Origin of the sequence: Paracidovorax anthurii, from assembly GCF_003269065.1 — a bacterium.
Lineage (GTDB): Bacteria > Pseudomonadota > Gammaproteobacteria > Burkholderiales > Burkholderiaceae_C > Paracidovorax > Paracidovorax anthurii.
Genome location: NZ_QLTA01000041.1, coordinates 1 through 19,832, shown reverse-complemented (window position 1 = coordinate 19,832; position 19,832 = coordinate 1). Strand labels below are relative to the sequence as shown.

General features: G+C 70.4%; 12 protein-coding genes and 1 pseudogene. 10 read left to right on the top strand and 3 right to left on the bottom strand.

Going from position 1 to position 19,832, the window contains the following annotated elements; genetic code table 11:
* Nucleotides 1-5 precede the first annotated feature (5 nt).
* From AX018_RS17675 to AX018_RS17660, 4 genes are read left to right on the top strand one after another with little or no spacing between them, the layout of a single operon-like run.
* Nucleotides 6-1,463 (top strand): DUF2079 domain-containing protein, encoded by a 1,458-nt coding sequence (locus AX018_RS17675; protein WP_111879924.1) that lies wholly within the window; start codon nucleotides 6-8, stop codon nucleotides 1,461-1,463.
* Nucleotides 1,460-4,825: a hypothetical protein gene (locus AX018_RS17670; RefSeq protein ID WP_111879922.1), complete on the top strand. Its 3,366-nt coding sequence runs from the start codon at nucleotides 1,460-1,462 to the stop codon at nucleotides 4,823-4,825. Before AX018_RS17675 ends, AX018_RS17670 begins: the two co-directional genes overlap by 4 nt.
* The gene (locus AX018_RS17665) at nucleotides 4,826-6,004 is read left to right on the top strand and encodes an oligosaccharide flippase family protein (RefSeq protein ID WP_111879919.1); all 1,179 of its coding nucleotides are present in this window, start codon (nucleotides 4,826-4,828) and stop codon (nucleotides 6,002-6,004) included.
* Nucleotides 5,995-7,086 (top strand): glycosyltransferase, encoded by a 1,092-nt coding sequence (locus AX018_RS17660; RefSeq protein WP_111879916.1) that lies wholly within the window; start codon nucleotides 5,995-5,997, stop codon nucleotides 7,084-7,086. The genes AX018_RS17665 and AX018_RS17660 overlap by 10 nt, the downstream gene beginning before the upstream one ends.
* Nucleotides 7,087-7,126: 40 nt before the next feature.
* Here AX018_RS17660 and AX018_RS17655 read toward each other — a convergent pair whose 3' ends face one another.
* From AX018_RS17655 to AX018_RS17645, 3 genes are all read right to left on the bottom strand, one after another.
* A complete protein-coding gene (locus AX018_RS17655; RefSeq protein ID WP_111879914.1) occupies nucleotides 7,127-8,968 on the bottom strand; it encodes a glycosyltransferase in 1,842 nt (613 codons plus the stop codon).
* A 13-nt stretch (nucleotides 8,969-8,981) separates the two neighbouring features.
* Nucleotides 8,982-10,976 carry a tetratricopeptide repeat protein gene (locus AX018_RS17650; protein ID WP_111879911.1) on the bottom strand — a complete coding sequence of 665 codons (1,995 nt, stop codon included), beginning with the start codon at nucleotides 10,974-10,976 and terminating at the stop codon, nucleotides 8,982-8,984.
* A 163-nt stretch (nucleotides 10,977-11,139) separates the two neighbouring features.
* Nucleotides 11,140-11,832 (bottom strand): TetR/AcrR family transcriptional regulator, encoded by a 693-nt coding sequence (locus AX018_RS17645; protein WP_434803142.1) that lies wholly within the window; start codon nucleotides 11,830-11,832, stop codon nucleotides 11,140-11,142.
* 341 nt (nucleotides 11,833-12,173) lie between these two features.
* Here AX018_RS17645 and AX018_RS17640 point away from each other — a divergent pair, with 341 nt between their 5' ends.
* From AX018_RS17640 to AX018_RS17615, 6 genes and pseudogenes are all read left to right on the top strand, one after another.
* Nucleotides 12,174-13,526 carry an NAD(P)-dependent oxidoreductase gene (locus tag AX018_RS17640; RefSeq protein ID WP_111879906.1) on the top strand — a complete coding sequence of 451 codons (1,353 nt, stop codon included), beginning with the start codon at nucleotides 12,174-12,176 and terminating at the stop codon, nucleotides 13,524-13,526.
* Nucleotides 13,527-13,549: 23 nt separating this feature from the next.
* Nucleotides 13,550-14,872, top strand: a complete 1,323-nt coding sequence (gene preA / locus AX018_RS17635) for an NAD-dependent dihydropyrimidine dehydrogenase subunit PreA (RefSeq protein WP_111879903.1) — start codon at nucleotides 13,550-13,552, stop codon at nucleotides 14,870-14,872.
* A 16-nt stretch (nucleotides 14,873-14,888) separates the two neighbouring features.
* Nucleotides 14,889-16,400 (top strand): NCS1 family nucleobase:cation symporter-1, encoded by a 1,512-nt coding sequence (locus AX018_RS17630; protein ID WP_111879901.1) that lies wholly within the window; start codon nucleotides 14,889-14,891, stop codon nucleotides 16,398-16,400.
* The gene (hydA, locus tag AX018_RS17625) at nucleotides 16,397-17,857 is read left to right on the top strand and encodes a dihydropyrimidinase (protein WP_111879898.1); all 1,461 of its coding nucleotides are present in this window, start codon (nucleotides 16,397-16,399) and stop codon (nucleotides 17,855-17,857) included. The genes AX018_RS17630 and hydA overlap by 4 nt, the downstream gene beginning before the upstream one ends.
* Nucleotides 17,858-17,874: 17 nt before the next feature.
* Nucleotides 17,875-19,134 carry a Zn-dependent hydrolase gene (locus tag AX018_RS17620; RefSeq protein ID WP_111879896.1) on the top strand — a complete coding sequence of 420 codons (1,260 nt, stop codon included), beginning with the start codon at nucleotides 17,875-17,877 and terminating at the stop codon, nucleotides 19,132-19,134.
* Between the two features lie 200 nt (nucleotides 19,135-19,334).
* A pseudogene (locus tag AX018_RS17615) lies at nucleotides 19,335-19,832 on the top strand (peptidoglycan-binding protein); the annotation flags it as partial.

Here is a 19,832-nt window from a genome sequence, read left to right as displayed (position 1 = left end):
TCGCGATGCCATTGCTCAAGTACCAGGCGCTGGCCAGCAACTGGTTCGACCTCGGCCTGTTCGAGAACGTCTTCCACGCGCTGGGCGCGGAGGGCGGGATCGGGCATGCGTTCTATGGCCACGCCCAGCCGTTCATGCCGGTGTATGCGCTGCTCTATCGCTGGAGCGGCCCCATGGGCATTCTCGCGCTGCAGGGGCTGGCGCTCGCATTGCCCGCGTGGGCCCTGCTGCGGCAGTACGGGCTGCTGCCGGCGTTGGCCTATCTGCTCTATTACCCGCTGTGGGCCAATGCCCTGTTCGATTTCCATTTCGACCACCTCGCCGTTCCCCTGCTGTTGGGTTTCTATATCGGCTATGAGCGGCGGAGCGTGGGCGGGGCGCTGGCCTGCGCACTGCTGCTGGCCCTGGTGAAGGAGCCATTCGCTCTGCAGACGGCGGCCTGCGGACTGTTCCTGCTCTGGCAGGCCGTGCGGCACCGGGAGGACCCTTTCTCCCGCCGCTGGATGGCCGTGGGTTGCGTGCTGGTGCTCGCTGGCATGGGCTGGTTCTATGCCGCCACGCAGTGGCTCATCCCGCACTTCACGGGCTCCCGGGGGGGGCTGGATGCCGATGCCTTCACGTGGCTGGGCCGAGGCCTGGGGGCGATGGCCTGGCAATTGGCCACGCATCCCTGGCTGCCTTTCACCGAGGCGCTGTCCAACCCTTTGAAACTGCTTTACCTGGGCGTGTGCTTCGGCCTGCTGGCGTTCGTGCCCCTGCTGCGGCCGCAATGGCTGATACCGGCCATTCCACCGCTGCTGATCGCGATGCTGGCGCGCTCCGAAAACTACTACAGCTACGGCAACCACTACACGGCGGGCCTGATCGGCCCGCTGCTGATTGCCTTCGCGCACGGCATGCCCATCGTCCGCCGTGCCGCTGCGCACTGGAGGATCCCTGCCGGCCCGGCGGTCGGTCTGGCGCTCTTGGCGGGCCATGTGGCGTTTGCCCCTTCGCCCCTGGGCCGATTGTTCTGGAGCGACAAGGTCTGGAGCTACAGCAGGCAGGCCTATATGCCGGATGACCGCACCGGACGCATCAAGGCGGCCATCGATCGCTGGATTCCGGAAGACGGTGCCGTGAGCGTGTCCACGCAGAACACCCTGAACTGGGGCCGCATGCCGCTGCGCGAGGCCTACTTTGCCTTTCCTGAAGGCGTGTTCGAGCCCAAGGCGGTGGCAGACGGAGCCGCAGCAGCGTCGCCAGGGGTCCGGCAGCGGTACGCGGATTACGTGGTGCTGGACGAAAAGCGCCCCTGGTTCCTGGGGGACCAGGGATGCCTGTGGCTTTTCGGCCGCTGCACGGACGAGCGCGCCGCCGCCCGTTATCGCGATGCCGTGGCCGCTGCGCGCCAGCAATATGCCGTGGTGTACGAGGACGACGGCTTTTCCATCCTGCGCCGCCGCACGGGGGGAAATCCATGAAGCGGCTGTCGTGCCGCATGGCATGGAGCCGCTGGTGGATGGTGCCCGCTGCCCTGCTGTGGGCGCAGGGAGCCCTGTGCGCCGCGGATGTGCCCACCGACGTGGCCTTCGGTCGGTCGCCCATGCCGGGGTACCTCGGCCGCGTGCTCCAGCCCGTGGTGGCGGGCGACCCGCTGCTGCCGGGGGCGTTCGATCTGCAGGCGCAACTGGCGCTCAGGCATGTGCCGGCGATGGAGCTGGAATCCAGCGTGCCGCTGGAAGTGAGCGTGCCCGGGACCCGCGCGGCAGCGGCCGGGCAAGGGGTGCGCCTGGCGGCGCCAGCGGACACGGACCTTTCGGCCTATGACGAGGTGTGGGTGGACCATGCCGCGCCTGGCCACTGTTCGGCCCATCTGGAGCTACAGACCGACGAGGGCCTGCAGGAAGGCCGCCCCAGCAGCAGCACCATCGTCGGCATGGCCGATGGCAAGAGCGTGCTGTTCACGGAGCAGCCCTATCGCATGCCATGGGTGGCCAAGGACATGTTCTACCTGCTGGCGCGCCAGTTCGGCAGCAGCGATGACCGGCGCTGGCGCTATGCCCAGGACGGTGACGCCACGGTGCTCCAGCGCCGGCTGCAGGTGCCGCTGGACCGGGCCCAGGCAATCGAGCTGGAGCTGCCGGCGGGGGCGCGCGTCAAGGGGGTGAACCTGTTGATCAGCGTGGGGGACCACCACCGCCCGAGCCGGCTGCTCACGATGGGCGATTTCACCAGCGAGAGCCTGGACGACGGGGTGCGCACCCGGTTCCGGCTGCGCGTGGACCGCGTGCTGGCCGAATACCGGCAGGCCAAGCGGCCAGTGTCGCTGGCCGAGCTGGTCGTGTTCTACCAGGGGCCCAGGGAGCGTACGCTGGCTGAGAAGCCGTTGCGCCGGCTGAGCATCTTCAGCCTGCCCGGCACCGGGCTCGCTCCGGTCAGCGGGCGCGCCCTGCAGGTGCCCATGAAGACCGGGCCGCTGACGGCCTCCACCTGGCGCACGGTGCTGGATCTCAAGGACGTCACGGGGCGCTGGGTGGCCCGCATGCCGCTGCGTGCCGCGGAATGGAAGGCCATCGGCGGCCCCGCCTGCGGACTGGAGCCCTATGCGGCCCGCCTCGTCAAGCTGAAGCGATCCCGGACGCCGGCCTACGTGGCCGAAACGGCGGCCCTGGTCCGTGCATTGGGGGGGCCGTTCGTGGTGCAGCCCGAAGACCGGACTGCGATCGAATGGCTCGATATCGTCGCCCAGCTGCCGCTCGGGCGTGCCGGCCCCCGGCCCCCGCAGTCCCGCGGGCACGACGGTGCCGAGGCCGACTGGCCCGGATGGGGCGTGAAATGGTCCGCGGCAGGCGCACAGGCGCAGGTGGACGCAGTGCCCGGTGCGCTGCAATTTGCCATGGCGACGGCGGTCCAGGTGTCCTGGAGCGTGGACTTCCGGGTGCGGCCGGGCCTTCGCCTGCATGTGGACATGGGCTCCGACGACCACCGGCTGCCGGAGGTGTCGGCGCGCGTGGTGGTCGAAGGGGGGCAGCAATACGATGTGCGGCTGCCTGCCAGCCAGCCGCTGCGGCTGGACCGGCGGATTCCAGACGGCGTGCGCGTGCGCAGCATCGTGCTGAATTTCGATACACGGGGTCAGGCCGTCCCCTGGGCGCTGCGCGGTCTCACCGTGTTCCGTCCCTACCGCCTCGACCCCGAACAGGTGGGCGAGGCGCCACGCCCCGGCTGGGCCGAGGTGCCGCTCGTGGCCCGGCCGGACGCCGCCGAGCCCGGCCACACGTGGCGCAGCGAGGGGCCGCGTGCCGTGGCTGCCATACGCTCTGCCCCGGCCTCCGGAGACATGCACAGGCTGCAGTGGACAACGGATGCCGATGTTCCTGCCCGCCAACTGCTGGAGTTGCGCCTGCAGTACGAACTGCAGGGCACGGCGGCAGAAGGGTGCTGGTTGCAGGCGGACATCCGGGGCAGCCACGGACACCATGCGGAGCGGACGTTCTGCCCACGGGACGGCCTGCTCCACGAAGGCGTGGCCGCCGACATGCTGAAGCACTTCGACGAGGACGAACGGATCGTCTCCGTCCACTGGACGGCATCGCTCTACGTGGACCAGCCCACCGAGGCGAGCTTCCGCCCCGCGCTCGGCGTGGGCGTGCGCCCGTCTGCGCGCAGGGCGCTGGCGCAGGGCCCTGTGCTGCGCATGGAGGGCGCGCCGATGGTGCCGCTGTCCATGCCCGTGCCGGTGCAGGACGCACTGCTGCAGGGCCGTCGGCCCGTGTGGGTGGATTACGGGCCGCTCAGGATCCAGGAGCGGCAGGAGATGGTGCCTGCGCTCTTGCAGGACGACGGTCTGTTCGAATTGAAGCGCGTGACCCTGGTCAGCGACCAGGATCTGCGTTCAGAGGCCGTCTCCCGCTGGCGGGAGATGCTGAGGCCGGCAGCGCCGGCGCCTGGCATGGGCAAGCTCCACAAGCTGGGTTTTGCCATGCTGGCCGGGGTCGCCCTGTGGCTGGCGTGGCGCGTCCTTGCGCGGCGCGCGCATGCCTGGCTTCGCCTTCTGCGGCCGGTGGCCGAGCGGGCGCGCCGGCTCTGCGGTGCCGCCTGGCTGGCGTGCGAGCGCGCCAGAAGCGTCCTGGCGCGGCACTTGCCCTTGCTGCATTTCGCCGTGATGGCGCTGGCGCTGCCGCTGTTCTGGAAGGCCGGCCGGGGCGGGCCGGGGGCACCCTGGCTGCTGGGGGCTGGCGTGTCGCTGTTCGTGACCTCGGCGCTGCATTTGCTGCGCGGGCTGCCGCCCTGGGGGCGCTTCTTCGTGCATTGCCTCTGGCCGTTCTCCTGGTTTGCCTGGTTCGCGTGGGCCCTGGGGGCCTACGATGCGCCTTCCTCGCCGCTGGTGGCTGTGGCCCTGCTCGCGGGCTGCTTCTGGCCGGTGGCCTTCGCGGTCCACCGCGCGCTGTGGTGGATGAAGCGGGGCATGGGCCTGCTGGCCGGCGTGCTGGTGGTCGTGGGGCTGGCCTGCTATGGCATTGGTTTCATCGGCGCCGTGGATGGCGGCGAGAACGTGTTCATCACCCTGGGGGGGTTGGGGATGATCGCGGCCTGGGGGTGCCTCGTGTGGAGCGCACGCGACCCTCTTGCAACATGGAAACCGTGGCTCGCGCGATGGTTGTACGGTGAGCGCGGAGGCGTGTTCCTCGCCGGCGCCCTGCTGGCGCTCCCGGGGTCGGCGGTGCTGCTCGCGCTCGGGATGAGCCAGGTGGCGGCGCACGTGGCCACGCTGTTCTTCTACCAGCTGTGCCTGGGGGCGGCGTTGCAGGCTTCCGTGCACTGGTGGCGAAAAGGCGCCTAGATGTGGCTGCGCGGGCTGTTCAACCAGTCGGCCGCCAGCCTCTGGGTGGCGGGCGTCTCCATGGTGCTGGTCTTTGCCCTGGGCCGCATCCTGGGGCCGGAGTCCTTCGGCGACTACAACTACGTGCTCACGCTGGCCTCGCTGCTCGCGATCGTGCAGGACGGAGGCTTCAAGACCCTGCTGCAGCGCGAGTTCGCGCACCGCAGTCTCGCCGCCGTCTCGCCCGAGGTGCTGCTGCGCCATGCCGTGGGCCATGCGCTGGCCGCGAGCGCCGCGGCGCTGCTGCTGTGCGTGGCTCTGGGGGGGGCGCGTGCTCCCGCCATGGCCTTCGCGGTGGTGGCGATGGCGCTGGTGGTGATCGCCAATGCCCTGTCGGCCCGGTGGCGTGGCTTGGGGGACTACGCGCGCGATGCCCTGTGGCAGATGGGGGTGCGCAGCGTGACCGCGCTGGCGATCATGGCCTGCGTGCTGCTCTGGCGCCCGGATGCCGTTGCGGTCTTCGCCGGATGGGCGGGCGGCATCGTGCTGGCGCTGCTGGTGGCGCGGCTCTGGGTGCGACCCCGATGGAGCCCGCCGCGCGCCATCTACCGCACGGCTGCGGCGTTCATGCTGATCGACCTGGCCACCACCATCTATTTCCGCATCGACATCGTGATGATGGATCGCCTGGGCGTGGCACCGGCGGACATTGGCCGGTATGCCGCGGCGTACCGGCTGTTCGAGGGGGGCGTGCTGCTGCTGGCGCCCGCCGCCACGATCTTCTTCCGCGAGGTGCGGTTGCGCTGGCAGGACCGTGCCGCCACGCGCTTGCTGCTGCGCCGCGCGCTGGGTGGGGTCCTGGTGCTGGCAATGGCGGGAAGCGCCGTGGCGCATGTGCTGGCCGAGCCCTTGCTGGTGCTGGCCTATGGGGCCGACTATGCCGGGGCGGCGCCGCTGTTTTCCTGGCTGCTGGTGGCCTTTTTGTTCCTGGCGCCCAACTACGTGCTGACCCAGGCGGCGGTGGCGCTTGGCCTGGAGCGCTGGTACGCCGTGGCGGTGTGCGTGGCAGCGGTGGTCAACGTGTCGCTGAATCTGTGGCTGCTGCCGCGCTTCGGCGCGGTGGGCGCGGCCTGGGCGAGTATCGCGACGGAGGCCGTGCTGATGTGGATGCTGTATAGGGGAGTGCGTTCATGGCTTTGAAGGGCGTGGTGCTCTACGATTTCCTGCATGCGCGGGGCGGTGCCGAAAGGCTGACGCTGGACCTCGTGCGGGGCCTCGAAGGCACCGAGCTGTGCATCGGCTACCGGCATCCGGAGGCCTTTTCCCTGGACGAGCTGTCCGACATCGCCTTGCATGATCTCGGCGCCACCACGCCGCTGCCCGGCTGGCGCACGCTCAAGGTGCTGCGCACCTTCGCGGGCCCGCGGGCCGAATTCCTCGGCCGCTACGACTGGGCGGTGTTCAGCGGCGTGCTCGCGCCCGTCGCGGTGCGCCATCGGCGCGGGCGGCGCAATCTCTACTATTGCCACACCCCGCCACGCTTCGTGTACGACCTGAAGGCGTACTACGAGCAGAAGTTCCCCCTCGTGCTGCGGCCCGCGCTGGCCGTGCTCGCGGCGTACCTGAAGCGCTGTTACGAGGCATCGGTGGCGGAGATGGATGTGGTCATCGCCAACTCCGAGAACGTGCGCGGCCGGCTGCGCAAATACCTCGGCGTGGACGCCACCGTGGTGCATCCGCCCATCGACGTGGAGCGCTTCCGGTGGGTGCACGGCGGCGACTACTTTCTCTCGCTCGCGCGGCTGGAGGATTTCAAGCGCGTGGAGCTGATCGTGGACGCCTTCCTGCGCATGCCGTCCCGGCAGCTGGTGGTGGTCTCGGGCGGAACGCAGTACGACATGCTGCGCGCCAAGGCCGCCGGCGCGCCGAACATCCGGTTCACCTCCTGGCTTTCCGACGCATCGCTGGCGGAGCTGGTGGGCGGTGCGCGCGCATCGATCTACATTCCCCGCGACGAGGATTTCGGCATGTCGCCGGTCGAGAGCATGGCCGCGGGCAAGCCCGTGATCGGCGTGGCCGAAGGAGGCTTGCTGGAGACGGTGCTTCCCGGAGAGACGGGCTGGCTGCTGCGGCCGGAGCCGTCGGTGGACGACCTCATCGGCGCGGTCATGTCGATGACCGGCGATGCCGCGGCCTCGATGCGGGCCGCCTGCGAAAGCCGCGCTGCGCTGTTTTGCAAGCGCACGTTCCTCGCGAAGATGGAGGCGCTGGTCGCCGGCTAGGCGGGCTGCATGCCCATGCGCACTGCCCGGGGCACGGCCTTCAGCCCTTGCGCGCGCGGGCCGGGCCCTGTGCCGCAAAGCTGAACAGGGCCAGGAGGGCGACGCGCCGGGCGGTGTGCCACCAGGCCCCGCGCTGCGGCGCACGGGCGCTGGGCGGCGTCTCTGCTGGTGCCGGTGCCGGCAGGGTCAGCCGTTCGGTCCGCAGGCCCGCGGTGCGTGCCAGCCATATCGCCGCGAGATCGGGGTGGTCCAGCAGCGCGGCCTCCCGCGAGGCCAGGGCCTCGACCGCGGCGCGGCCGTAGTAGTTCAGGTGCGGTGAGGGCCTGGCGATGCGTGGCCGCCACCGCCGCCACGGGCCCGGCGCGGCGGACGGATTCGCGTCCTCCGCCGGGCAGGCCGAGGCGATGGCATCGGCCTGCGGCGCATGCGCGACGAGGTGCCGGAGCATCTCCACGGTGGGCGGGTGGTCCGCGTGCAGCGTGATGACGCCGCCATGGCCTTTCGAGAGGGCATACCGCATGCCGGTCTGGATGCACTCCCACGGCGTCATCGAAATCAGCGGCCGCAGCACCTGGGCGCCGGCCTTCTCGGCGAACAGGCAGGTGCCGTCGCTGCTGCGGTTGTCCACGACGAGGACGGCCGCCAGCCCGCTGTCGCGCACGGCCTGCACGAGGCCCGGGATGGTGCCGGCGTGGTTGCGGGTCGTGATGACCGCCAGCAGGTCCTTGCGGGGCGGCACCGGCTGCGCGGTGGACGTGATGTGCCGGTATTCGCGCTCCACCAGCCGCGCGCTGCTGTGGATATCGAAAGACCGCAGCAGTGCCTGCCGGCCCGCCGCGCCGAGGCGCTGGCGCAGCGGTGGGTCGTGGCGCAGCCGCGTGATGGCGTTCTGCCAGCCCTCCACGTCCTCTATGGGCACGCGCAGGCCGGCTTTCGCATGCGCCACGAGCCAGGGCATGCCCGAGCCGGGCAGGTCGGTGACGATGCAGGGCCTGGCATGGAACATGGCTTCGAGCAGCACCACGCCGAATGCCTCGGTACGCTCCCTGGAGGCCAGGCAGAAGGCATCGCAGCTGGCGAGCAGGGCGTGCTTCTGCGTCTCGCTCACGTCCCCGAGCAGTCGGATGGACGTGCCTGCGGGCAGCGGCCGGGCGGCCTGGATGCGGGCCTCCAGACTGGCCCGGAGCTCCCCGTCGCCGGCGATCAGCAGCTCGACGCCCGGCAGGTGCGAGACCGCCTGGATCAGCGTCTCGAAGCCCTTGTAGTACGTGAGGCGCCCGATGGACAGCAGCCGCAGATCCGCGCCCGGCGACCAGGTGTCGCAACCCTGCGGCGCCGGAACGCCGCCCGTATCGATGCCCAGCGGCGCCGTGACGCATTTGCTGCGCCAGTACTGGAGCGTCTTGCTGGCCTCGAGATAGGGCGGCGACGTCGCGATGATGCGTTCGGCGCCGTCGAGCAAGGCATGCTCGAAGGGCCGGTAGAGCGCGTAAGCCAGTGCCACGGAGAGCTTGATCTCCGACACCACGACATCGGAATGCCAGTGCACGACCCAGGGAATCCTGCGCGCGCCGGGCAGCGTCAGCGCCCACAGCGCGGAGTTGTTGGGCATGTGCAGGTGCAGGACATCCGGGCGGATGCGGCGGATCGCTTTGGCCAGGGCCGCGCGGAATCCGAGCGCGAAGGGCGCATAGACCAGCTGGAACTGCACCGGCACGCGCTCCAGCCAGGGCGGGTCGTCCGGCTGCGGTTCGCCATGCACCAGGGCGTGGGCGTCCATGCCCTGGCGCCGCTGCGCGTGGATCAGGTCCGCCAGGAAGATTTCCATGCCGCCGCGGTAGGGCGGGTAGAACTTGCCGACGTGCAGGATGCGAAGACCCATGGCTGCCACCGGATCAGGGTTTGCCGGCAGAGGCGGCGAACTGCTCGCGCACGGCCCGGTACTGTGCATTGCCGGGCTCCAGGCGGATGGCCTGGTCCAGGTCCTTCAGGGCTTCCGGGGCGCGGCCGGCATGGTGGTAGGCCACGGCGCGGCCGTAGAACGCGGGCGCGCTGGGGCTGCGTGCGATCAGCGGGTTGAAGACGGCCAGGGCTTCGGAGGTCTTGCCCTGGCTGGCCAGCGCAATGCCCAGCCCGACCTGCACGCGGGCGTTCTGCGGGCTGATCTTGAGCAGGGCCCGGAAATCCGAGACGGCGGTATCGAGCCGCCCCGTGGCCAGGGCGGCGTCGGCGTGCCGCTGGCGCAGCGTCAGCTGCATGCGGCGGATCGATTCGGAGTCTTCCCCCGGCTCGCGCAGGGCGGTATCGAAGCCGTTGAACGCGGCCTCGTAGCGGCCCAGCGCGAACTCCGATTCTGCGCGGTGGTAGTGCAGCAACGGGCCCGAGAAGCCCTTGGTCTGGGCCGCGGCGAAGGATTGCAGCGCCGCTTCGTGCTGCTTTTGCTGCTGCAGCGCCACGCCGGCGTTGAAGCGCGCATTGCCTCCGAGGTCTCCGAGCGCATCGGCGATGATGAATTCGCGCGTGGCCTGGTCGAGTGCGCCGCGTTCCAGGTGGTAGGCCCCCAGGTTCAGGAAGGGGCGGGACCGGCCCACGGCATTGGGTGGGGCGTCGCGGTTGATTTTCTCGGCGGCATCGCTCCAGACCGTGCCGTCATCGCGCAGAGACGCCACGCGCTCCAGCGCCATTCCGCCCAGCACCAGTCCGGCCACGGCGCCCACGATGTAGAGGGTGCGCGGATGGAAGCCCGTCAGCACGATGGCCAGCAGGCCGGGCAGGGCCACGGCCCAGAGGTAGCTGCGGTACAGCACGAAGGGGTCCTGCACCCAGACCGTGGCGAATTCCGTCCAGTACCACAGCAGGGGAAACAGCAGGCACAGCGCCGCCAGGCCCAGGACACCCGTGCGCCGCAGCAGCATCCAGGCCGCACCCGCGAGCAGGGCCAGATAGCCCAGCGCGCCGGCGAGATGCCATGGCGACGCGAAGCCGAGCGGGAACGGCGGGCGCAGATCGACCGACATCCAGCCCACATACGGAAACACCCACAGCAGGCCATACGCGAAGAACAGCGCGGCTTCGTTGAGGATGCTGAGCGGGTACATCCGTGCCGCCACGCCCGGCCGCAGGGCCTCCAGTTGCTGGGCCAGCGCGGCGGACCGCGGGTCGAAGACACGGCCCAGCACATCGCCGTAAATGCCGTGGAGAACGGCGGCAGCGACGGCGACCAGCAGCAAGGCGGCAGTGGCCACCATGGCGATGGTCTTCCAGCCGGGGCGGCGCAGATAGATGTAGAGCGGCAGAGCCATCGCGGCCGTCATGACCGCGTGCTCCTTGGAGAGCACGGCCAGCGCGTAGCAGGCGAGCGCGCCGGCATGCCAGGCGGCACGCCCCGTTTGCAGGCCGCGCACGAAGGCCCAGCAGGCGAGGACGGCGAACAGCGTGGCCATCACGATGGAGCGCTGCACCAGATAGCCCACGGCATAGACCGCCGCCGGGTTGAGTGCGAACAGACCCACGCCGATGCACAGCGCCGCGTCCCGGGAGCGCGTGAAATGGGCCTGCTCCTCGATGTCCTGCGGGAAGCGCGAGTGGACGAGCAGCGCCCTGAACAGGGCGTAGACGGCCGCGCAGACCCCGAGGTGCAGGCCGACGTTGAACAGCCGCTGCTTCCACCAGCCATCGCCCAGGAGCTTCTGCAGCCAGACGAAGCTGCCGTAGGACAGCATGCGGGGGCGCAGGTCCATCAGGCTTCCATACTGGCCGAAGACGGTTCCGTCGGACAGGCGCATGTCGTCGAACAGCAGTTCGTTGCGCAGCCCGGGCAGGTAGACGCCGAGCACGGCCAGCACCAGAACGGCGATGAGTAGGTATGGGGTCTTGGAGGATTCGGCCATCGTTCGGGAAGGGTGGAGGGCGGCTCTGCCCGCGGTCTGGCGTTCCGTCACCCGGAAATGCGGCACATCCGAACAAGTCTAAGCCATGGTGCTGACACGGCGATGCAAGGTGTGTCGATTCGGCCGCATGTCCGCCGGCCCCTGGGCGATCGTGAACACGTTCTCAGGGCTCCAGCCCCCGCAGCACCATGTGGCAGATCAGCGATTCGGCCTGCGCGTAGTCGCGCGAGGTCAGTTCGGGCTTGCCCAGCAGCAGCGCGAATTGCGCCTGCTGGTCCGCATAGGCCTGCGTGACCGACCAGATGATGAACATCAGGTGCGTGAAGTTCACGCGGGCGATGCGGCCCTCGCGCGCCCAGCGCTCGAAGGTGCGCACATCGTTCTTCAGCACGGGCCCCACGCGCTCGGCGATCACGCCGCCATAGCGCGGCACGCCGGCGATGACCTCCTTGGCGAACACCTTGGCCGCGTTGGGCCGCTCCAGCGACGAGCGCAGCTTGGCGCCGATGTAGCGCCGCAGCGCCTGCGCGGGGTCGTCGCCGTGGGACATCTCCTCCATGCCGTCGAGCCACTGGGTGAGCACGTCGTCCAGCACGCGGCGATAGAGCGCTTCCTTGCTCGGGAAGTAGTAGAGCAGGTTGTGGCGGCTGATGCCCGCGGCCGTGGCGATGTTCTCCAGCGACGCGCCCTCGAAGCCGAACTGCGCGAACTGGCTCTCTGCCTCCCGCAGGATCGACTGCTCCTTGCGCAGGCGCGAGGCCGACGGCGCGCGGGAGGCTTCCAGGCCCGGTTCCGGCGCGGTGGCGGTGCGCGCATGCACGGGGGCGGGGCGGGAGGGCGGTCGTCGGGAGCTCATGTGCACCATGGTGGGTGGGAAGCGGTCGGGGGGCCGGTGGTGTTCCCTCGGGAACCCCTCTGGCACGGCGTTTGCTGTCCGGGATTTTACCGATAGGTAAATTTTTACGGATCGGTAAATTGAAATCATGCACCGGCGGACCATGCATCCGCCACCACGAGCGAGGACCACGATGACCCCTTCGCATTTTCCCGAGCCCCGCCGCGCCCGGCGGTGCGGTGACGCCCCGGCGTTCTCTCCCGGCCAGCGCCGGTGCCGCGCCGCGGGCGTGCCGCGCGCGGCCTGCTTCCCCTTGCCTTCCTGATCCCCTTTTCCGGGACCGAACCCGCAGGAGCCCTCCGATGGAAACGACGACCGCAGGCACCGGCTGCGGCGTGCATGGCGCACGCCTGGACCTGGCCCAGTACGCACGCAACTTCAGCGACGCGCATCCGCCGCTCACCCGCGCCCAGGCGCTGATCGAGGCCGAGCGCTGTTATTACTGCTACGAGGCGCCCTGTGCCACGGCCTGCCCGACCGGCATCGACGTGCCGTCCTTCATCCACCGCATCGCGCAGGGCAACGAGCGCGGCGCGGCGCGCGCCATCCTGGAGGCCAACCCGCTGGGTGGCATGTGCGCGCGCGTCTGCCCGACCGAGGTGCTGTGCGAGCAGGCCTGCGTGCGCAACGTGAACGAGGACAAGCCGGTGGAGATCGGCGCGCTGCAGCGCTACGCGACGGACGCGCATTTCGCGCAGCCGGGCGCGCCGCTCTTCACGCGGGCCGCGCCCACGGGCCGGCGCGTGGCCGTGGTGGGCGCGGGGCCGGCGGGCCTGGCCTGCGCCCACGGCCTGGCGCGGCGCGGGCACGACGTGGCGTTGTTCGATGCGCGCCCCAGGCTCGGCGGGCTCAACGAATACGGCCTGGCGAGCTACAAGACCACGGGCGGCTTCGCGCAGAAGGAGATCGAATGGCTGCTCTCCATCGGCGGCATCGAGGCGCGCTGCGGGCAGGCGCTGGGGCGCGACATCACGCTGGCGGGGCTGCTGCAGGCCCATGACGCGGTGTTCCTGGGGCTGGGGCTCGTCGGCGTGAACGCGCTGGGCATCGCCGAGCCGCCGGTGGAGGGCCTGCGCAACGCGGTGGATTTCATCGCCGACCTGCGGCAGGCGCAAGACCTCTCCACGCTGCCCGTGGGCCGCCGCGTGGTCGTGGTCGGCGGCGGCATGACGGCGGTGGACGCGGCCGTGCAGGCCGCCAAGCTCGGTGCCGAGGAGGTGACCATCGTCTACCGCCGCGGGCAGGAGAGCATGTCGGCCTCGCTCGTGGAGCAGCAGTGGGCGCAGACCAACGGCGTGGCCATCCGGCACTGGGCCGCGCCGAAGGAGCTGCTTTGCGAGGGCGGCGCGGTGCGCGGCCTGCGGTTCGCGGCCACGGCCCTGCAGGGCGGGCGGCTGGTGGAAACGGGCGAGGGGTTCACCCTGGAGGCCGACATGGTGCTCAAGGCGATCGGCCAGAGCTACCTGGCCGGGCACGCGGGCGCCTCCGTCGCGCTGAGCCAGGGGCGCATCGCCACCGATGCCGAGGGCCGCACCAGCGTGCCCCGCGTCTGGGCCGGCGGCGACTGCCGGGCCGGCGGGCGCGATCTCACCGTGGAGGCCGTGGAGCACGGCAAGGTGGCCGCGGTGTCCATCCACGAGGCGCTGCGGGCCTGAGCCCCGCGAAACCGGAGAAGCACATGGCAGACATCCGCAGCAATTTCCTGGGCATCCAGAGCCCCAACCCGTTCTGGCTCGCCTCGGCGCCGCCCACCGACAAGGAGGTCAACGTCACCCGGGCCTTCGAGGCCGGCTGGGGCGGCGTGGTCTGGAAGACGCTGGGCGAGGACCCGTCGGTCGTCAACGTGAACGGCCCGCGCTATGCGACGCTGATGTCGCAGGACCGGCACGTGATCGGCCTGAACAACATCGAGCTGATCACCGACCGGCCGCTGGCCGTGAACCTGGAGGAGATCCGCCGCGTGAAGCGCGACTGGCCCGACCGCGCGATGATCGTCTCGATCATGGTGCCCTGCGTGGAGGAGAGCTGGAAGCGCATCCTGCCGATGGTGGAGGACACGGGCGCGGACGGCATCGAGCTGAATTTCGGCTGCCCCCACGGCATGAGCGAGCGCGGCATGGGATCGGCCGTGGGGCAGGTGCCCGAATACATCCAGATGGTGACGCAGTGGTGCAAGCACTACACGCGCCTGCCCGTGATCGTGAAGCTCACGCCCAACATCACCGACGTGCGGCACCCCGCGTGCGCGGCGAAGGCGGGCGGGGCGGACGCGGTCTCGCTCATCAACACCATCAACTCCATCATGGGCGTGGACCTGGAGCGCATGGCCATGAGCCCCAGCACCGGCGGCTGGGGATCACACGGCGGCTACTGCGGGCCGGCCGTGAAGCCCATCGCGCTCAACATGGTGGCCGAGATCGCGCGCGACGCGCAGACGGCGGGCCTGCCCATCAGCGGCATCGGCGGCGTGAGCACCTGGCGTGACGCGGCGGAATTCATCGCGCTCGGCTGCGGCACGGTGCAGGTGTGCACGGCGGCGATGGTCTATGGCTTCAGGATCGTGCAGGACATGTGCGACGGCCTCTCCAACTTCATGGACGCGCACGGCTACGCGGCGATCGACGACCTCCGGGGCCGGGCCGTGCCGACGGTGAAGGACTGGAAGCAGCTCGACCTCAACCACGTGGACAAGGCCGTGATCCACCAGGAGTCCTGCATCCAGTGCGGCCGCTGCCACGTGGTCTGCGAGGACACCTCGCACCAGGCCATCACCTTCAGCAAGGAAGGCGGCGTGCGCCGCTTCGAGGTGAACGAGGCCGAGTGCGTGGGCTGCAACCTGTGCGTGTCGATCTGCCCGGTGCCCGAGTGCATCACGCTGCGCAGCCTCGCGCCCGGCGAGGTGGACGCGCGCACCGGGCGGGTGGTGACGGGCGAGTACGCCAACTGGACCACGCACCCGAACAACCCGAACCGTGCCGCGCCCGCCGCCGCGGCGGCCTGATGCCCCGGAGACCGCCATGACGCCCCCCTCCGCCACGCACGCCGCCAGTGCCGCCCGCGATCTCTGGAACGACGACCTCGCGCCCACGCAGGCACACCAGCGCACCTGGCGCTGGTACCACTTCGCCGCGCTGTGGATCGGCATGGTGATGTGCATCCCCGCCTACACGCTCGCGGCCAGCCTGATCGAGGGCGGCATGTCGTGGGGCCAGGCGGTGGGCACGGTGTTTCTGGGCAACCTGATCGTGCTGGTGCCCATGCTGCTCATCGGCCACGCGGGCGCGAAGTACGGCATCCCGTATGCGGTGCTGGCGCGCGCCTCGTTCGGCACGCGCGGGGCGAAGCTGCCCGCGCTGCTGCGGGCCCTCGTGGCCTGCGGCTGGTACGGCATCCAGACCTGGTTCGGCGGGATGATGATCTACACCCTGGCCGGCGTGCTCATCGGGCATCCCCTGGAGGGCGAGAAGATCGCGGGGCTGGGCATCAACGCGGGCCAGCTCGTGTGCTTCCTCGTGTTCTGGGCGATCCAGTTCTATTTCGTGGTGCACGGCATCGAATCGATCCGCAAGCTGGAGACCTGGACGGCGCCCTTCAAGATCGTGATCTGCTTCGTGCTGCTCTGGTGGGCCTGGGACAAGGCCGGCGGCTTCGGGCCCATCCTGCACCAGCCCTCGCAGTTCGCTCCGGGCGGCCCGAAGGCGGGGCAGTTCGCGGCCACGTTCTGGCCCTCGCTCACGGCCATGGTGGGCTTCTGGGCCACGCTCGCGCTGAACATCCCCGACTTCACGCGCTTTGCCAGATCGCAGCGCGACCAGGTGGTGGGCCAGGCCATCGGCCTGCCGGTCCCCATGGGCCTGCTGGCGGCGCTGGCGGTGTTCGTGACCTCGGCCACGGTGGTGATCTACGGCAAGGCGCTGTGGGACCCGGTGGACCTCGCGAGCCGCATGACTGGCGTGGCGGTGCTGGTGGCGCTCATCATCCTGCTGATCGACACGGTGAGCGTGAACCTCGCGGCCAACCTCGTGGGGCCGGCCTATGACTTCTCGGCGCTGAACCCCGCGCGCATCAGCTACCGCGCGGGCGGCTACATCACCGTGGGCATCGCGATCGCGATGATGCCGTGGAAGATCCTCGAATCCACCCAGGGCTACATCTTCACGTGGCTCATCGGCTATTCGGCGCTGCTCGGCCCCGTGGCGGGCATCCTGATGGTGGACTACTACCTCGTGCGGCGCACGCGGCTGGACGTGCCGGCGCTCTATGCGGAGACCGGCCCCTACGCCTACACCCGGGGCTGGAACCGGGTGGCCGTGGCCGCGTTCGCGCTGGGCGTGGCGCCCAACATTCCCGGCTTCCTCCACGCGGCTTTCCCCGCGAGTTTCCCCGGCGTGGGCGAGGTGTTCCGGCAGATCTACGCCTATGCCTGGTTCATCGGCCTGGCGATCGCGGCCGTGGTGTACCGCATCGGGATGGCCGGCCCTGCTGCCGCCGCGCGCGGGGCGGCCCCCCTTCAAGGAGAACGACGATGACTGCAGCCCTTCTGATCCGTGGCGGCACGGTGGTGAACGCCGACCGCGAGGAACGCGCCGACGTGCTCTGCGTGGACGGCCGCATCGCCGCCGTGGGCGCCGAGGCCGCCGCCCGGGCGCCGGCGGGCGCCGAGTCGATCGATGCCTCGGGCCAGTACGTCATGCCCGGCGGCATCGACCCGCACACGCACATGCAGCTGCCCTTCATGGGCACGGTGACCATGGACGACTTCTACACCGGCACGGCCGCGGGGCTGGCGGGCGGCACGACCACGATCATCGACTTCGTGATCCCCGACCCGCAGGAGCCGCTGATGGACGCCTACCGCAAATGGCGCGGCTGGGCCGAAAAGGCCGCCGCCGACTATTCGTTCCACGTGGCCGTGACGTGGTGGAGCGAGCGGGTGCACGCCGACATGGGCACGCTGGTGCGCGAGGAGGGCGTGAACAGCTTCAAGCACTTCATGGCCTACAAGAACGCCATCATGTGCGACGACGAGACGCTGGTGAACAGCTTCAAGCGCGCGCTGGAGCTGGGGGCCATGCCCACCGTGCACGCCGAGAACGGCGAGCTGGTCTATCTGCTGCAGCAGGAGGTGGCGAAGATGGGCATCACCGGCCCCGAGGGCCACCCGCTGGCGCGCCCGCCCATGGTGGAGGCCGAGGCGGCCAACCGCGCCATCGCCATCGCCGACGTGCTGGGCGTGCCGATTTACGTGGTGCACGTGAGCTGCGCCGAGGCGGCCGAAGCCATCGCCCGCGCGCGGGCGCGCGGCCAGCGCGTGTTCGGCGAGGTGCTGGCGGGCCACCTGCTGGTGGACGACAGCGTCTACCGCGACCCGGATTTCGCCACCGCCGCCGCGCACGTGATGAGCCCCCCGTTCCGCCCGCGCGCGGGCGGGCACCAGGAGGCGCTGTGGCGCGGCCTGCAGTCGGGCCAGCTCCACACCACGGCCACCGACCACTGCACCTTCTGCGCCGCGCAGAAGGCCATGGGCCGCGACAACTTCGCGAAGATCCCCAACGGCACCGGCGGCGTGGAGGAGCGCATGGCCGCGATCTGGGACGGCGGCGTGAACACCGGCCGCCTCACGCCCGGCGAGTTCGTGGCGATCACGTCCGCCAATGCCGCGAAGCTCTTCAACATCTACCCGCGCAAGGGCTTCGTGGGCGCGGGGGCCGATGCCGATCTCGTCGTCTGGGACCCGGAGGGCACCAAGACCTTCTCGGCGAAGACGCAGCACAGCAAGGGCGACTTCAACATCTTCGAGGGCCGCACCGTGCGCGGCATTCCCAGCCACACCGTCAGCCAGGGCCGCGTGGCGTTCGCCCGGGGCGAGTTGCGCGCCGAACGCGGCGCGGGCCGCTACGTGCCGCGCCCGGCCTTCGGCGCGAACTTCCAGGCCGTGCACAAGCGTGCGCAGGACCTGGCCCCCAGCGCCGTCGCGCGCGCCTGAGAACGAGGAGCCCTTCCATGGATACGACCCCCGTGAAGACCGACATCCGCCAGCTGCGCGTGAACGGCGAGCGCCTCTGGGATTCGCTCATGGAGCTGGCGCGGATCGGCGCCACCCCGAAGGGCGGCGTCTGCCGCCTCACGCTCACCGACCTGGACCGGCAGGGCCGCGACCTCGTCACGCGCTGGGCGCGCGAGGCGGGCATGTCCGTCACCGTGGACAAGATCGGCAACGTCTTCATGCGCCGCCCGGGCCGCGACGAGAGCCTGCCGCCCATCATGACCGGCAGCCACATCGACACCCAGCCCACGGGCGGCAAGTTCGACGGCAACTACGGCGTGCTGGCCGGCATCGAGGTGGTGCGCACGCTCAACGACCACGGCATCGAAACCGAGGCGCCCATCGAGGTGGCCTTCTGGACCAACGAGGAGGGCTCGCGCTTCGTGCCCGTGATGATGGGCTCGGGCGTGTTCGCGCGGGCCTTCACGCTGGAGCACGCCTACGCCGCCACCGACACCGAGGGCAAGACCGTCAAGGGCGAGCTGGAGCGCATCGGCTACGTGGGCGAGCAGGAGCCCGGCGACCACCCCATCGGCGCCTACTTCGAGACGCACATCGAGCAGGGCCCGGTGCTGGAAGACCACGGCAAGACCATCGGCGTGGTGACCGGCGTGCTCGGAATCCGCTGGTACGACTGCACCGTGACCGGCATGGAGGCGCACGCCGGCCCCACGCCCATGGCCTTGCGCCGCGACGCGCTGCAGGTGGCCGCGCGGCTCATGCAGGAGGTGGTGGCCTGCGCCCACCGCCACCCGCCGCACGGCCGCGGCACGGTGGGCATGGTGCAGGTGCACCCCAACAGCCGCAACGTGATCCCGGGGCAGGTGAAGTTCAGCATCGACCTGCGCAACGCCACCGACGAGGACTGCGAGCGCATGGACCGCGACATCCGCGGCGTGGCCGCGCGCCTGGAGGCCGAGGCGGGGCTGCCGATCCGCATCGACCCGGTCTCCAGCTACCCGGCCCAGCCCTTCCACGCCGAGTGCGTGCAGGCCGTCGGGCGCGCGGCACAGGCGCTGGGCTACTCGCACATGCCGGTCGTCTCCGGCGCGGGGCACGACGCCGTGTACATGGCGCGGCTGGCGCCGGCCGGCATGGTCTTCATCCCCTGCAAGGACGGCATCAGCCACAACGAGATCGAGGACGCCAAGCCCGAGGACATCACCGCCGGCTGCAACGTGCTGCTGCACGCCATGCTGGAGCGCGCCGGGCACTGATTTGCTCCTGAAAAAGGAGCAAACTATTCAGTGAATACGGCGACATGGCGGCGAAATGGCCGGCATGGGGCGCCGGGGAATGCAGAAGGGCGCCGACGGTGCGAGGGCGGTTACATCCACCCCACCACGGGCGGGTTGCGCAGGCCCCGGCGCGTTCATATCGTCACAAGCTTTGCCATTCCTTTCCTGTGGTGCCTTCCATGCCGACGACTGCCTTCCGCTTCCCTTCCCGCTCCTCCTCCGCTCCCGCCGTCCTGGGCGCCCTGGCCGCCGCGCTGCTGCTCGCGGGCTGCGAGACCACGAACATGCGCATGGGCAGCGCGGAGTCGAAGACGGTGGCCACGGGGGCGGCGGCCGGCGAGGCATCGGCCAACGCGAGCAGCGACCTGCAGCGCTGCGCGTCGCCGCTGGGCACGGTGTCGCTGGTGGAGAACCAGCAGGCGGGCTGGTACACGATCCTGCGCAATGAGTACCGGCTGCCGCCGACGTCGAACCTGCTGCGGCTGCTGATCCAGCAGTCGAACTGCTTCGTGGTGGTGGAGCGCAGCGCGGCGGGCATGGGGGCGATGAACCGCGAGCGGGCGATCATGCAGTCGGGCGAGATGCGCGGGGGCAGCAACTTCGGGCAGGGGCAGATGGTGGCGTCGGACTACGGCATGACGCCGGAGATCATTTTTTCCAACAGCGACGCGGGGGGC